General features: G+C 72.1%; 11 protein-coding genes. 10 read left to right on the top strand and 1 reads right to left on the bottom strand.

The annotated features are described in order from the left end of the window. Positions 1-38 precede the first annotated feature (38 nt). From OG870_RS06855 to OG870_RS06835, 5 genes are all read left to right on the top strand, one after another. The gene (locus OG870_RS06855; RefSeq protein ID WP_266527366.1) at positions 39-776 is read left to right on the top strand and encodes a FadR/GntR family transcriptional regulator; all 738 of its coding nucleotides are present in this window, start codon (positions 39-41) and stop codon (positions 774-776) included. After that, positions 773-1,918 carry a galactonate dehydratase gene (gene dgoD, locus OG870_RS06850; protein ID WP_266527363.1) on the top strand — a complete coding sequence of 382 codons (1,146 nt, stop codon included), beginning with the start codon at positions 773-775 and terminating at the stop codon, positions 1,916-1,918. The genes OG870_RS06855 and dgoD overlap by 4 nt, the downstream gene beginning before the upstream one ends. 2 nt (positions 1,919-1,920) lie before the next feature. Next, entirely contained in the window at positions 1,921-2,712 is a 792-nt protein-coding gene (locus tag OG870_RS06845; RefSeq protein ID WP_266586336.1) for a hypothetical protein, read from the top strand. A gap of 26 nt (positions 2,713-2,738) precedes the next feature. After that, complete coding sequence (locus OG870_RS06840; protein WP_266586338.1) at positions 2,739-3,371, top strand: bifunctional 4-hydroxy-2-oxoglutarate aldolase/2-dehydro-3-deoxy-phosphogluconate aldolase; 633 nt, start codon at positions 2,739-2,741, stop codon at positions 3,369-3,371. A 337-nt stretch (positions 3,372-3,708) separates the two neighbouring features. Beyond that, positions 3,709-4,716: a sugar kinase gene (locus tag OG870_RS06835; protein WP_327692298.1), complete on the top strand. Its 1,008-nt coding sequence runs from the start codon at positions 3,709-3,711 to the stop codon at positions 4,714-4,716. A gap of 3 nt (positions 4,717-4,719) precedes the next feature. Here OG870_RS06835 and OG870_RS06830 read toward each other — a convergent pair whose 3' ends face one another. Continuing rightward, a complete protein-coding gene (locus OG870_RS06830; RefSeq protein WP_266841597.1) occupies positions 4,720-5,985 on the bottom strand; it encodes a YhgE/Pip domain-containing protein in 1,266 nt (421 codons plus the stop codon). Between the two features lie 282 nt (positions 5,986-6,267). Here OG870_RS06830 and OG870_RS06825 point away from each other — a divergent pair, with 282 nt between their 5' ends. The 5 genes from OG870_RS06825 (at position 6,268) to OG870_RS06805 (ending at position 14,230) form a co-directional block, all read left to right on the top strand. Then, the gene (locus tag OG870_RS06825; RefSeq protein WP_327692297.1) at positions 6,268-8,343 is read left to right on the top strand and encodes a xanthine dehydrogenase family protein molybdopterin-binding subunit; all 2,076 of its coding nucleotides are present in this window, start codon (positions 6,268-6,270) and stop codon (positions 8,341-8,343) included. Between the two features lie 52 nt (positions 8,344-8,395). Next, positions 8,396-8,857 carry a (2Fe-2S)-binding protein gene (locus OG870_RS06820; protein ID WP_266586343.1) on the top strand — a complete coding sequence of 154 codons (462 nt, stop codon included), beginning with the start codon at positions 8,396-8,398 and terminating at the stop codon, positions 8,855-8,857. A gap of 82 nt (positions 8,858-8,939) precedes the next feature. After that, on the top strand, positions 8,940-12,314 hold the full coding sequence (locus OG870_RS06815) for a pyruvate carboxylase (RefSeq protein WP_266841599.1): 3,375 nt from the start codon (positions 8,940-8,942) through the stop codon (positions 12,312-12,314). Positions 12,315-12,512: 198 nt separating this feature from the next. Next, a complete protein-coding gene (locus OG870_RS06810) occupies positions 12,513-13,598 on the top strand; it encodes an S-(hydroxymethyl)mycothiol dehydrogenase (protein WP_266841601.1) in 1,086 nt (361 codons plus the stop codon). Beyond that, positions 13,598-14,230, top strand: a complete 633-nt coding sequence (locus OG870_RS06805; RefSeq protein WP_266527339.1) for an MBL fold metallo-hydrolase — start codon at positions 13,598-13,600, stop codon at positions 14,228-14,230. Before OG870_RS06810 ends, OG870_RS06805 begins: the two co-directional genes overlap by 1 nt. Positions 14,231-14,412 lie beyond the last annotated feature (182 nt).

Raw genomic sequence — 14,412 nt, 5'->3', positions numbered from 1 at the left:
CCCACCGCGCAGCAGACGAAGCAGAAAGGCTGTACGACATGACGCCCTACGCCCGCCGAGGCGTGCACGGCCAGACCGTGGAAGCCCTCGCGCGCCGCATCCTGGGCGGTGACATCCCCGAGGGGGCCACGCTCGATCTGGTGGCGCTGCAGAGCGAACTGGACGTGAGCCTCACCGCCCTGCGGGAGTCCCTGAAGGTGCTCGCCGCCAAGGGGATGGTCGACGCCCGGCAGAAGCGCGGCACCTTCGTCCGCTCCCGCGCCGACTGGAACCTGCTCGACGCCGACGTGCTGCGCTGGCAGTTCGAGGGCGGCCGCACGAGCGACGCCGAGCGGGCACTGCTGCACAACCTCGCCGAGGTCCGCGCCATCATCGAGCCCGCCGCCGTCCGCCTCGCCGCCGAGCGCCGCACCGACGCCGACCTCGCCGCCCTCGACGGCGCCATCGCGGCGATGGGGGAGGAGGACGCGGGCGCGGCCCACGCCGTGGAGGCCGACCTCGCCTTCCACCGCGCCCTGCTCGCCGCCACCCACAACGAACTCCTCGAACGCATGGAGATGGTGATCGAGTCCGGTCTCGCCCACCGCGACCGCATCGTGCACAGCTCCCCGCACAGCGAGGACCCCATACCGGCCCACCGCGCCGTCCTGGACGCCGTCCGCGACCGGGACCCGCTGGCCGCGGAGGCCGCCATGCGGGCCCTGCTCGACCAGGCCGGCCGCGACCTGGACCGGATCGGCACCGCCGACGAGACGGAAGGGTCCCGCCCCCAGTGAAGATCACCCGTATCGAAACGTTCCTGGTCCCGCCGCGCTGGCTGTTCTGCCGGGTCGAGACCGACGACGGCGTGGTCGGCTGGGGAGAGCCGGTCGTCGAGGGGCGCGCCGAGGTCGTCCGGGCCGCCGTCGACGTCCTGGCCGAGTACCTCGTCGGCCAGGACCCGCTGCGCATCCAGGACCACTGGCAGGTCCTCACCAAGGGCGGCTTCTACCGCGGCGGCCCGATCCTCTCCAGCGCCGTCGCCGGCCTCGACCAGGCCCTGTGGGACATCGCCGGGAAGACCTACGGCGCCCCCGTGCACGCCCTGCTCGGCGGTCCGGTGCGCGACCGGGTCCGGGTCTACGCCTGGGTCGGCGGCGACGAACCCGCCGAGCTGACCGAGCAGATCGCCGCCCAGGTGGAGGCCGGCTTCACCGCCGTGAAGATGAACGGCGCCGGCGCCACCTCACCGGTCGCCACCGCCGCCGAGACCGCCGCCGTCGTCGCCCGTGTGGCCGCCGCCCGCGAGGCCCTCGGCCCGGACCGGGACGTCGCCGTCGACTTCCACGGCCGGTTCACCGCCGCCGGCTCCCGCCGCGTCCTCGCCGAACTCGCGCCGCTGCACCCGCTGTTCGTGGAGGAGCCCGTCGTCCCCGAGCAGAGCCATCTGCTGCCGGGCCTGGTCACCTCGACCTCCGTGCCGCTCGCCACCGGCGAACGCCTCTACTCGCGCGCCGAGTTCCTGCCCGTGCTCGCCGCGGGCGTCGCGGTGGCCCAGCCCGACCTCTCGCACGCCGGCGGCATCTCCGAGGTGCACCGCATCGCCTCGCTCGCCGAGACCTACGGCGCCCAGCTCGCCCCGCACTGCCCGCTCGGCCCGATCGCGCTGGCGGCCAGCCTCCAAGTCGCCTTCGCCACACCGAACTTCCTGATCCAGGAACAGAGCCGCGGCATCCACTACAACAAGGGCGCCGACCTGCTCTCGTACGTCGTCGACCCCGAGCCGTTCCGGTTCGTGGACGGGCACGCGCCCCGCGGTGACGCCCCCGGCCTCGGCATCACGGTCGACGAGGCCGCCGTACGCGCGGCCGACCGCACCGGACACGCCTGGCGCAACCCGGTGTGGCGGCATGCCGACGGTTCGTTCGCGGAGTGGTGACGATGGGCTCCCTGGACATCGTCACCGACCCGGCCCACGGTGGCCGTTGGACCTCGCTGCGCGCGGGCGGACGCGAGTGGCTGTGGCGAAGGGAGGGGGTCGGGCGCAAGCACGTGTCCCCCGGCGACGCGTTCGTGGACGCGGGCGGGCTGGAGGAGTGCGTGCCGACGGTCCGCGGCGCGCCGGACCACGGCGATGCCTGGTCACGGGCCTGGAGGAGCGACGGGGACGGGAGCGGGGGCGGTACGGAGAGCGTGGACTGTGAACGGTTCTCGCTCACCCGGACCGTCCAGGACGGTGCCCGGGTCGACTACGTCCTGACGGCCGATCCCGGTTTCCGGTTCGTGTGGGCCGCGCACGCACTGCTCGACCTCTCCGAGCGGGCGAGTGTGCAGCTGCCCGACGGAGCGGGCACCCGTCTGTACCCGTCGGCGAACGGGCCCTGGGTGAAAGGCAGTTGGCCTGCCCCACAGGGACGGCGCCTGGACTGCTTCGGCCCGGACGACGGCACCGCGGTCGGCGCGGTCGTCGACGCCTCCCGTGCCTGCGTCCACGACGACGAGGACCGGCTGTCGTTCGCCCTCGAAGCCGACGGGCAACCGCTGTCGATCGCCCTGTGGCGCAACCTCGGCGGCTTCCCCGCCACGGGCCCCTATCGGAGTACGGGCGTCGAGCCCATGCTCGGCCGAGTCTTCGACCTCGCCGAGGCGGGCCCCGGCGACGCGGCCCAGGTGACGGCATCCGGCGAGGTGCACTGGCGGCTCACGGTGACCGCGAACTGCAACTGCCGCTAAAACCCAGCGAATTGGAGCATGTGTTCATGGATCTGCGAGCGGCTCTGGCCGCCCACCGCCTCGTCGCCATCGTGCGCGGAGACGACCCCGCCGCCGCCCTGCGCACCGTACTGGCCCTCGCCGCCGAGGGCATCGAACTGATCGAGGTGTCGCTGACCGGCAAGGACGCCCTCACCGTCATCGAACAGGCCCGGCAGGCACTCGGCCCCGACCGCCCTCTCGGCGCCGGCACCGTCCTGACCGCCGAGGACGCCCGGGTCGCCCACCGGGCCGGCGCGGACTTCGCCGTCACGCCCGCGCTCGGCGAAGGCGTAGACGCCGCACGGGAGTTGGGCATGCCCGTCCTGGCGGGGGTCATGACACCGACCGAGATCGTGACCGCCCGTGGCCTCGGCGCCGCCGCGCTGAAGATCTTCCCCGCCGAGCAGGCCGGCGGGACCGCCTACCTCAAGGCGCTGCGCGGGCCCTTCCCGCACGAGCCGTTCGTGCCGGTGGGCGGCGTCGACGAGGCGGCAGCGCGCGGCTATCTGGCCGCCGGGGCCGTCGCGGTCGGCGTCGGCTCACCCCTCATCGGGGACGCGGCGGACGGCGGCAGCATCACCGACCTGCGCGAGCGCGCCCGCGCGTTCCGGGCCGTCGTGGGGGGGTTCGCGCGGTGAGCGAATCCATGCGTCCGGACCGGCAGAGGCCTGGGGAGGGCATGGGCCGGACCGGCACCGGGACGGTGCTCGTCGACGTTCTCGCGGGTTGGTTGCCCGCCGCACCAGCGGAGGAACCGGCCGGACTGCCTGTCCCTCTGTGCGCGGCGGCGCCGGTCGCCGACCGGACGGGCACCAACGCGCCGCTGGAACTGCCGAGTCGGGTCATCTGGCGGCTGCGTCATCATCGTGGCCGGTCGCGCAGTTGCCCGCGCCCCTTCGGGGCGCTCCCGGAGCGCAGACCGCCCGCGTCGGCGGCCGCCTGCCACCCGTCACCGGAGGTGGTGGTATGAGCGGCATGAACAGCATGTGGCGCCCCGACGAGGGGCCCGTGGTGTGTGTCGGCGAGACCATGGCGGCCCTTGCGCCCACCCCGCCCGACTCCCTCGACAGCACCGGGGAACTGCGGTTGTCCGTCGCCGGGGCGGAATCCAATGTGGCCATGTATCTGGCGGATCTGGGCCGTTCCGTCTGCTGGCTCTCGGCCGTCGGTGACGACGCTTTCGGGCGGAGGGTGTGCGCGGCCGTGGGTGCTGCGGGCGTCGACGTCACCGGCGTACGGACCGACCCCGAGCGGCCCACGGGACTGCTGGTGAAGGACCCGGGCCGCGACCGCACCCGTGTCCACTACTACCGGAGCGGTTCGGCGGCCTCGGCGCTCGGGCCCGACGTCCTGGACGACCCGAGGGTGCGGTCCGCGGCCCTCGTGCACCTCACCGGAGTGACCCCCGCGCTCTCCCCGTCCTGCCGGGACCTGGTGGAACGCGCGCTCGGCACACCGCGTGGCGAACGCCTGTACGCGATCAGCTTCGACGTCAACCACCGCCCCGCGCTGTGGCCGGACGGCACGGCCGCCACGGTGTTGCGCGAGCTGGCCGACCGAGCCGACATCGCCTTCGTGGGCCTCGACGAGGCGCAGGACCTGTGGGGCGCGGATCTCGAACCGGCCGACGTACGGCGGCTGTTGGGGCGTCCGCGCATCCTGGTGGTGAAGGACGGCGCTCGGGCCGCGCACGCCTTTGCCGAGGGTGGCGGTGGCGGCGGCGGTGGTGTGTGCACCGTGCCTGCCCTGCGTACGGAAGTCGTGGAGCCCGTCGGCGCGGGCGACGCCTTCGCCGCCGGTTTCCTCGCGGGGCTGCTGGACGGCCACGACATGCGGCGTGCCCTGCGCCTCGGCCACCTCACGGCCTCGTCCGCGCTCAAGGTGACCGGGGACCACGGCCCGTTGCCGGACACCGCCACGATCGCGCGGCTCCTCGACCTCACCGACGAGGACTGGTCGGCACCCGCCCGCACCGACCGCTGAACCTCAAGCAGGCTGCGGGGTCAGGCGTTTGTGGCCCTTGCGGTCGTAGTAGCGCGTCATCGCGAAGCCGAAGAGCAGGCCCGCGGCCGCACCGATCGCGATCATGATCCAGGAGTGGGTCAGGCCGGCGTCCCCGCGGGCGTCGAAGTAGAGGATGGCGCGGACGCCGTCGCTGAGCTGGCGCATCGGCTCGAAATTGGACAGGAAGCGGTAGAAGCCCGGGACCGCCTGGAGCGGCACGGTGGCGCCCGAGGACGGCAGGCCCAGGACGATGAACACGAACATGGAGACCAGCTGGCCGATCCCGCCGAAGGCCGCGTTGATGGCCTGCACACCCAGGCCGACGGCGAGGGTCGCGCAGTAGGAGTAGATCCACAGCAGCGGGATGTGAGTGGCGTCCATGCCCAGGATGGCGATGGTGGCGAGCATGACCAGGGACACGCTGACGACAGTGATGCCCGCGGTCATGGCCATCTTCAGCAGCAGGGTCTGCGTGCGGTTGATCGGCACGGTGGGGCGGCGCGTGTGCCAGGGGCCGATCTCGGTGTCGGCGTAGCCGAGGGCGGTGTCGACGCCGTTGCTGATGACGTTCCCGCCCATGAATCCGGCCAGCACGAGCAGCAACGTGTAGTAGAAGGCGCTCAGCCCGAGGCCACTGTGGCCGCCGATCGGATGGCCGACCTGGGTGACGACGTTGATCGGGTCGGCGAGCAGCAGCCTGGTCGTGGCGTTCGCCCGGGGCGCCGCGGCCGCGGAGAGCTGTTTGCCGATGGTTACCGAGGCCTGGTGCGCCGCTGCCGTGGTGATCTTGCTGGTGAGGGAGGAACCCAGGCTGCCCTTGCCGGGGTTGGTGAGCACCGTCAGCGTCGGCCGTGCGGTGGCGTCGGCGGTGGTGAGCGCGGTGATGGACGCGGTGAAGTCGGGCGGGATGACCAGGGCGCCGTAGACCCTGCCGGAGTCGAGCTGGTCCTGGGCCTGTGCGCGGCTGAGGGTGCGCCAGTCGGCCTGGTCACCGGCCTTGTCGGACGTGATGGCCGCGGCGAGCTGGGTGCCCGCGTTCTGCCGCTGCCCGGCCGGCGGCTTGCCGGTGTCGCCGTTGACCAGGGCGATCGGCAGATGGTGCAGGTTGCCCTGCGGGTTGACGATGCCGCCCATGTAGAGCAGGGCCAGCAACAGGGCGAGCAGTCCGGTCAGGACGGTGGGCACGAGCCACAGCTTGGGGCGGCCCAACAGTGAAACGGCACGGGCCTGGGGACTGGCGTCGGCCATGGTTCTCCGTAGGTTGGGGACGGGACGTCCGTCGCACGGCTCCTCTACGGATCCAGAGCCTACGGAGGACAGGCGGCCCGGGAGGCGAGGCCGCGCGCGACAGGCCGGAACTGTTCGGCGGCCGGTTCTCAGGCAACCCACAGGACCACTTGCACCTCATACCTGTTGACGTATCAACCGGACGACCCGTGAGGAGTGTTGGTGGACGGTACAGAGTCCGCGGCCACAGGCCCGGCCCGGGACGCGGAAAACCCCCGGCACGCGGTGTCCCGCCGAAGGTTCATGGTCTACTCGCTGGCCGCGTCCACCCTCACCATCGCGGCCCCGCTCGCCTGCGACACCTCCTCGGCCGAGGGTTCGGAGCCCCGACGCGGCCCCTCAGACGTGCTGGTGACCGGCGCCGACGACGAGATGCTCGTCCTGGAGGTCACCCCGGCCAACAAGGTCGTCGTACGGCTGCCGCGCGTCGAGGTCGGCCAGGGCATCACCACCGCCGTCGCGATGATGGTCGCCGAGGAGCTGGACGCCCGCCTCGCCGACGTCGACATCCCGCTCGCCGACGCACGGACCAAGGGCAACCAGAACACCGGCGGTTCGAACTCGGTCGGCTCGCTGTACGGCCCGGCCCGCCAACTCGCCGCCACCGCACGGGCCAGGCTCGTCACCGCCGCCGCGAAGCGCTGGCACCTGCCCGCCTGGAGCCTGCGCACCAGGGACACGATGGTGATCGCCCCGGACGGCCGCACCGCCACCTTCGGCTCCCTCAGCGCGAGCGCCGCCCGCATACGCCGTGCGGCCGTGTCCGCCAAGCCCAAGCCGGCGTCCCGGCACAAGGTGATCGGCCGGCCGACGAACCGTGTCGATGCCCGCGACATCGTCACCGGCAAAGCGAAGTACACCGGAGACCTGTCGGTGGCCGGGGCGAAGCCGACCGTGGTGGCACGGCCGCCGACGCTCGGCGGACGGATCGTCTCGGTCGACGACCGGGCGGCCCGCGCCCTTCCCGGCGTGCACGCCGTCGTCAGGGTCCCGGGCGGGGTCGCCGTGGTGGCCGAGAGCTTCCACCACGCCTTCCAGGCCAGGGACGCCCTGAAGATCAAGTGGGCGGCCGGCCCGCTGGCCGCCCTGTCCGACGCCGGCATCCGCGCCCGGCTGCGGGCCGCGGTCCCGCACCTCGGTACCCCGCCACGCGGAACGGCACAGGTCGAGGGCGAGTTCGAGTTCGCATTCGTCAGCCACGCGCCGATGGAGGTACTGACCGCGATCGCGGACGTGCAGGCGCACCGGGCCGAGATCTGGTTCTCCTCCCAGTCACCGATGGAGGCTCGCGACGACATCGCCGCCACGGTCGGACTGCCCGCGTCCGCGGTCAAGGTCCATGTCATCCGGGGCGGGGGATCCTTCGGGCGGCGGCTGAACCACGACGCCGCCATGGAGGCGGCCCTGATCTCGAAGGCGGCACACCGGCCGGTCAAGCTGATGTGGAGCCGGGGCGACGACATCCGGCACGGCAGGATGCGCCCCGCCGACCACCACAGGATCCGCGCCAGCCACGCCGACGGCAGAGTGGTGGCCTTCACCCATGCCACGGCCTCCGTGAACGAGTCCTACGGCAGACAGGCCACCGCGAGCCGGGCCGCCTTCCGTCGCCCGCTCGCCGCTCCGCTGCCCAGCGAGTCCGGCCTCTACAACTTCGGCCGCGTCTCCGGCGACTCTGGCGGCGTCGAACTCGCGATGCCGCTCGGCGCCTGGCGGTCGGTGGACTCCGGGACGGTACGGACCGCGCAGGAGATCATGGTCGACGAGGTGGCACGGAGCCTGGGCCGGGATCCGGTCGCCTTCCGCCGTACGACTCTGCGCAACAAGGCCGTCAAGGCCGTACTCGACAAGGTCGCCGCAGCCGGCGCCTGGGGGCGGACCATGCCGGCCGGGCACGGGCAGGGCGTCGCCGTCCACGAGGAGTACGGGTCCTGCGTCGCCTGCCTGGTCGAGATCGACGCCACCGACCCGAAGAAGCCCCGGGTGACCAAGGTGGTGATGGCGGCCGACGTCGGCACGGTGATCAACCCGCGCGGTCTGGAGGCCCAGCTCATGGGCACGGCGATCGACGGGATCTCCACGGTGCTGCAGGCAGGGCTGCACATCGACCGGGGTGCCGTGCGCGAGGGCAGCTTCGCCGACTTCCGGTGGGCCCGCCAGGGGCACGCCCCGCTGCACTTCGAGGCGCACATCATGCCGTCCAGGGGTGAGCCGGGCGGCGCCGGTGAACTCGGCGTGCCGGCCGCCTCCGGAGCCGTGGCCAACGCCTACGCACGGGCGACCGGCACCAGACCGCGTCGCTTCCCGCTCACGTTCTGACCCGCTGATGTTCTGACCCGCTCATGTCCTGTGACGTTCCGAGAAGGTACTGATGCCCTCCTACTCCTTCGTCCTCAACGGCGAACACGTCACCGTCGAGGCCCCGGCCGACATGCCGCTGCTGTGGGTGCTGCGCGACCTGCTGCACGTCACCGGTCCCAAGTACGGCTGCGGCGTCGGCGTCTGCCGCGCCTGCACCAGCCATCTCGACGGTGCGGAGATCCAGCCCTGTGTGGTGAAGGTCGCCGACTGCGCCGACCGCCAGGTCACCACCATCGAAGGGCTGGCCGACGGCGACACCCTGCACCCGGTGCAGCGGGCCTGGCTGGAGTGCGACGTCTCGCAGTGCGGCTTCTGCCAGCCCGGCCAGGTCATGGCCGCCGCCGCCCTGCTGAAGAAGACACCCCAGCCGTCCGACGAGGACATCGACGGCATCGAGAACGTGTGCCGCTGCGGCACCTACCCGCGCATCCGCGAGGCAATCAGAAAGGCGGCAACCGAGATCACATCTTGAACTGAGTGGCCCGGCTCACATGGCGTGACGTGGGCGTCCCCGACACCATGGGGACGTCATCGGCAGGCTGAAGGGAGCGGCGATGTTCCGCAAGGTGCTGGTCGCCAACCGTGGTGAGATCGCGATCAGGGCGTTTCGCGCCGGCTATGAGCTGGGCGCGAGGACCGTCGCCGTCTTCCCGCACGAGGACCGCAACTCGTTGCACCGGCTCAAGGCCGACGAGGCCTACGAGATCGGCCAGCCCGGGCATCCGGTGCGGGCGTACCTCTCCGTGGAGGAGATCGTCCGTGCCGCGCGGCAGGCGGGCGCGGACGCGGTGTACCCGGGCTACGGGTTCCTGTCCGAGAACCCCGAGCTGGCGAAGGCCTGCGAGGAGGCCGGCATCACGTTCGTCGGGCCGAGCGCGCAGACCCTCGAACTGACCGGCAACAAGGCCCGTGCCGTGGCCGCCGCCCGCGCGGCCGGTGTCCCGGTGCTCGGCTCCTCGGCCCCCTCCGACGACCTCGACGAACTCGTCCGCGCCGCCGAGGAGATCGGCTTCCCGCTGTTCGTGAAGGCGGTCGCCGGTGGCGGCGGGCGTGGGATGCGCCGCGTCGAGGACCCGGCCGCGCTGCGCGAGTCCATCGAGGCGGCGTCCCGCGAGGCCGCCTCCGCGTTCGGTGATTCCACCGTCTTCCTGGAGAAGGCCGTCGTCGACCCCCGCCACATCGAGGTGCAGATCCTCGCCGACGGCGAGGGCAACGTCATCCACCTCTTCGAGCGCGACTGCTCCCTCCAGCGCCGCCACCAGAAGGTCATCGAGCTGGCCCCCGCGCCCAACCTCGACCCGGCCCTACGGGACCGGATCTGCGCCGACGCCGTGCGCTTCGCCCGCGAGATCGGCTACCGCAACGCGGGCACCGTGGAGTTCCTCCTCGACCGCGACGGCAATCACGTCTTCATCGAGATGAACCCGCGCATCCAGGTCGAGCACACGGTGACCGAGGAGGTCACCGACGTCGACCTCGTCCAGGCCCAGTTGCGTATCGCCTCCGGCGAGAGTCTCGCCGACCTGGGGCTGTCCCAGGACACGGTCAAGCTGCACGGCGCGGCCCTTCAGTGCCGTATCACCACCGAGGACCCCGCCAACGGCTTCCGCCCGGACACCGGCCGCATCAGCGCCTACCGCTCGCCCGGTGGCTCGGGCATCCGCCTCGACGGCGGAACCACCCATGCCGGTACGGAGATCAGCGCCCACTTCGACTCCATGCTGGTCAAACTCACCTGCCGGGGCCGGGACTTCAAGGCCGCGATCGGCCGGGCCCGGCGTGCGGTGGCCGAGTTCCGCATCCGCGGCGTGGCCACCAACATCCCCTTCCTGCAGGCGGTGTTGGACGACCCCGACTTCCAGGCCGGCCGGATCACGACGTCGTTCATCGAGCAGCGCCCGCACCTGCTGACCTCCCGCTCCTCCGCCGACCGCGGCACCAAGCTGCTCACGTACCTCGCCGACGTGACGGTCAACAAGCCGCACGGCGAGCGGCCCGAACTGATCGAGCCCGGCACCAAGCTGCCCGCGCTGCCGGCGGGCGAGCCGCCCGCGGGCTCCCGGCAGAAGCTCGTCGAACTCGGCCCGGAGGGCTTCGCCCGCGCGCTGCGCGAGTCGCCGACCATCGGCGTCACCGACACCACCTTCCGCGACGCCCACCAGTCCCTGCTCGCCACCCGGGTACGCACCAAGGACCTCCTCGCGGTCGCCCCCGTGGTCGCCCGCACCCTGCCCGAGCTGCTGTCCCTGGAGTGTTGGGGCGGCGCGACGTACGACGTGGCGCTGCGCTTCCTGGCCGAGGACCCCTGGGAACGCCTGGCCGCCCTGCGCGAGGCCGTCCCCAACATCTGTCTGCAGATGCTGCTGCGCGGGCGCAACACCGTCGGCTACACCCCGTACCCGACCGAGGTGACCGACGCCTTCGTGCAGGAGGCCGCCGCCACCGGCATCGACATCTTCCGCATCTTCGACGCGCTCAACGACGTCGGCCAGATGCGGCCCGCCATCGAGGCCGTACGGGAGACGGGCACGGCGATCGCCGAGGTCGCCCTCTGCTACACCTCCGACCTGTCCGACCCGAACGAGCGCCTGTACACCCTCGACTACTACCTGCGCCTCGCCGAGCAGATCGTCGAGGCCGGCGCCCATGTCCTGGCGGTGAAGGACATGGCGGGCCTGCTGCGCGCCCCGGCCGCCGCCACGCTCGTCTCCGCGCTGCGCCGCGAGTTCGACCTGCCGGTGCACCTGCACACCCATGACACCGCGGGCGGCCAGCTCGCCACCTACCTCGCCGCGATCCAGGCCGGCGCGGACGCGGTGGACGGCGCGGTCGCCTCCATGGCCGGTACGACCTCGCAGCCGTCGCTGTCGGCGATCGTCGCCGCGACCGACCACTCCGAGCGGCCCACCGGCCTCGACCTCCAGGCCGTCGGCGACCTGGAGCCGTACTGGGAGAGCGTCCGCCGCATCTACGCTCCCTTCGAGGCGGGCCTCGCCTCCCCGACCGGGCGCGTCTACCACCACGAGATCCCCGGCGGCCAGCTCTCCAACCTGCGCACCCAGGCCGTCGCGCTCGGTCTCGGCGACCGCTTCGAGGACATCGAGGCGATGTACGCCGCCGCCGACCGGATGCTGGGCCGCCTGGTCAAGGTCACCCCCTCCTCCAAGGTGGTCGGCGACCTGGCTCTGCACCTGGTGGGCGCCGGGGTGGATCCGGCCGACTTCGAGGCGAGCCCGAACCGCTACGACATCCCCGACTCCGTCATCGGCTTCCTGCGAGGCGAGCTGGGCACCCCGCCCGGCGGCTGGCCGGAGCCCTTCCGCACCAAGGCACTCGAAGGCCGCGCCGAGCCCAGGCCCGTCCAGGAGCTGACGCCGGAGGACCGCACGGGCCTCGCGAAGGAACCCCGGACCACTCTCAACCGCCTGCTGTTCCCCGGCCCGACCCGCGACTTCGAGACACACCGCCAGGCCTACGGCGACACCAGCGTGCTGGACAGCAAGGACTTCTTCTACGGTCTGCGCCCGGGCAAGGAGTACGCCGTCGACCTCGACCCCGGCGTCCGGCTGCTGATCGAGCTGGAGGCCGTCGGTGAGGCCGACGAGCGCGGCCTGCGGACCGTGATGTCCACCCTGAACGGCCAGTTGAGGCCGATCCAGGTGCGCGACACCGCCGCCGCCTCCGACATCCCGGTCACCGAGAAGGCCGACCGCGCCAACCAGGGGCATGTCGCCGCGCCGTTCGCCGGTGTGGTCACCCTCGCGGTCGCCGAGGGCGACGAGGTGGATGCCGGCGCGACCGTGGCCACCATCGAGGCGATGAAGATGGAGGCCGCGATCACCGCCCCGAAGGCGGGCCGGGTGTCCCGGCTGGCCATCAACCGCATCCAGCAGGTGGAGGGCGGCGACCTGCTCGTCGAGATCGGCTGAGCCTGCGCCTGACGCGGACGTGAGGGACCCCGGTACGGACGAAATCCGTACCGGGGTCCCTCACGTGTCTCTCCGGCTGCTGCTCCCACCGGCCGGGCGGCACTTCCGAGACCTTGACCCCCGGTCGGCACTCCACGATGCTGTGTTGCGGCACATGAGATGTGTGCCGCATTGAGCAACTTCAGTCGAGGAGTGGCCATGACGCACCAGGTCCGTGGAGTCATCGCGCGGGGCAAGGGCGCCCCCGTCAGCCTGGAGACGATCATCGTGCCCGATCCCGGCCCGGGTGAGGCGCTGGTGAAGGTCGAGGCCTGCGGCGTCTGCCACACCGATCTGCACTACCGCGAGGGCGGCATCAACGACGACTTCCCGTTCCTGCTGGGGCATGAGGCGGCGGGTGTCGTGGAGTCGGTGGGCGAGGGTGTCACCGACGTGGCGCCAGGGGACTTCGTCATCCTCAACTGGCGTGCGGTGTGCGGGAATTGTCGCACCTGCCTGCGTGGACGCCCGTGGTACTGCTTCAACACCCACAACGCCAAGCAGAAGATGACGTTGCTGGACGGCACCGAGCTCTCCCCGGCGCTGGGCATCGGGGCGTTCGCGGAGAAGACGCTGGTCGCGGCCGGGCAGTGCACCAAGGTCGACCGGGCCGCGTCGGCGGCGGCGGCCGGTCTGCTGGGGTGCGGCGTGATGGCCGGCATCGGCGCGGCGATCAACACCGGCAACGTCGGGCGCGGTGACAGCGTCGCGGTGATCGGCTGCGGTGGTGTCGGGGATGCCGCGATCGTGGGGTCCGGCCTGGCCGGCGCCGCGAAGATCATCGCGGTGGACGTGGACGACCGCAAGCTCGCCACCGCGAGCAGGCTGGGTGCGACCCACACCGTCAACGCGCGCGAGGGCGACCCGGTCGAGGCGATCCGCGAGCTGACCGGTGGCTTCGGCGCGGACGTGGTGATCGAGGCGGTGGGCCGCCCGGAGACGTACCAGCAGGCCTTCTACGCCCGCGACCTTGCGGGCACGGTCGTGCTGGTCGGCGTGCCGACCCCGGAGATGAAGCTGGAGCTTCCGCTGCTGGACGTCTTCGGGCGGGGCGGATCGCTGAAGTCGTCCTGGTACGGCGACTGCCTGCCCTCCCGCGACTTCCCGATGCTCATCGACCTCTACCTCCAGGGTCGTCTGGACCTGGACGCATTCGTCACCGAGACCATCGCTCTGGACGAGGTCGAGAAGGCCTTCGAGCGGATGCACGGCGGGGATGTGCTGCGCTCGGTGGTGGTGCTGTGATGGCCGGGACCCGCATCGAACACCTCGTCACCTCGGGCACGTTCTCGCTGGACGGCGGCACCTGGGACGTCGACAACAACGTGTGGGTCATCGGCGACGACCACGAGGTGATCGTCGTCGACGCGGCGCACGACGCCGAGGCCATCGCCGAAGTGGTGGGCGGCCGACGGCTCAGGGCCATCGTGTGCACCCACGCCCACAACGACCACGTCGACGCCGCACCCGAACTGGCCGCCCGCACCGGCGCACCGATCCTGCTGCACCCCGACGACCTGCCGCTGTGGAAGCAGACCCACCCCGACCGGGACCCCGACGGCGAACTGGCCGACGGGCAGCTCCTGGCGGTGGCCGGCGTCGAGCTGACCGTGCTGCACACCCCCGGTCACGCCCCGGGCGCGGTCTGCCTGTACGTGCCGGGCCTCACGGCACTCTTCAGCGGTGACACGCTCTTCGCGGGCGGGCCAGGGGCGACGGGACGGTCGTACAGCGACTTCCCGACCATCGTGGAGTCGATCAGGGAGCGGCTGCTGACGCTGCCCGGCGACACCGTCGTCCATACCGGTCACGGCGGGACGACCACCGTCGCCGCCGAGGCCCCGCACCTGCAGGAGTGGATCGACCGCGGTTTCTGACCGCCCCCGGGTGACCTTTCCGTGGCGCCCGTTCCGCCTGTTTCCGCAGGTGGTTCGGGCGCTTCGGGCTGCCCGCGGGCCGAGCGGCCGACCCGCCCGAACCGGGCCTTTTGACGCCTTGACAACGGTTCGGAGCGGCCCTCAAACTGGCGTTGCGCTTACCGCAATCCGTTTCGCTATAC

Source organism: Streptomyces sp. NBC_00461 (assembly GCF_036013935.1).
Classification (GTDB): Bacteria; Actinomycetota; Actinomycetes; order Streptomycetales; family Streptomycetaceae; genus Streptomyces.
The sequence above is the reverse complement of the archived record's forward strand: the minus strand, read 5'-3'. Positions and strand labels throughout refer to the sequence as shown.

Bases quoted from the DNA above. Each gene is read 5' to 3' on its own strand.
- OG870_RS06805 (WP_266527339.1), top strand. From the start codon at position 13,598: ATGGCCGGGACCCGCATCGAACACCTCGTCACCTCGGGCACGTTCTCG.
- OG870_RS06855 (WP_266527366.1), top strand. From the start codon at position 39: ATGACGCCCTACGCCCGCCGAGGCGTGCACGGCCAGACCGTGGAAGCC.
- OG870_RS06810 (WP_266841601.1), top strand. From the start codon at position 12,513: ATGACGCACCAGGTCCGTGGAGTCATCGCGCGGGGCAAGGGCGCCCCC.
- OG870_RS06825 (WP_327692297.1), top strand. From the start codon at position 6,268: ATGGTCTACTCGCTGGCCGCGTCCACCCTCACCATCGCGGCCCCGCTC.
- OG870_RS06840 (WP_266586338.1), top strand. From the start codon at position 2,739: ATGGATCTGCGAGCGGCTCTGGCCGCCCACCGCCTCGTCGCCATCGTG.
- OG870_RS06845 (WP_266586336.1), top strand. From the start codon at position 1,921: ATGGGCTCCCTGGACATCGTCACCGACCCGGCCCACGGTGGCCGTTGG.
- OG870_RS06815 (WP_266841599.1), top strand. From the start codon at position 8,940: ATGTTCCGCAAGGTGCTGGTCGCCAACCGTGGTGAGATCGCGATCAGG.
- OG870_RS06830 (WP_266841597.1), bottom strand. From the start codon at position 5,985: ATGGCCGACGCCAGTCCCCAGGCCCGTGCCGTTTCACTGTTGGGCCGC.
- OG870_RS06820 (WP_266586343.1), top strand. From the start codon at position 8,396: ATGCCCTCCTACTCCTTCGTCCTCAACGGCGAACACGTCACCGTCGAG.
- OG870_RS06835 (WP_327692298.1), top strand. From the start codon at position 3,709: ATGAACAGCATGTGGCGCCCCGACGAGGGGCCCGTGGTGTGTGTCGGC.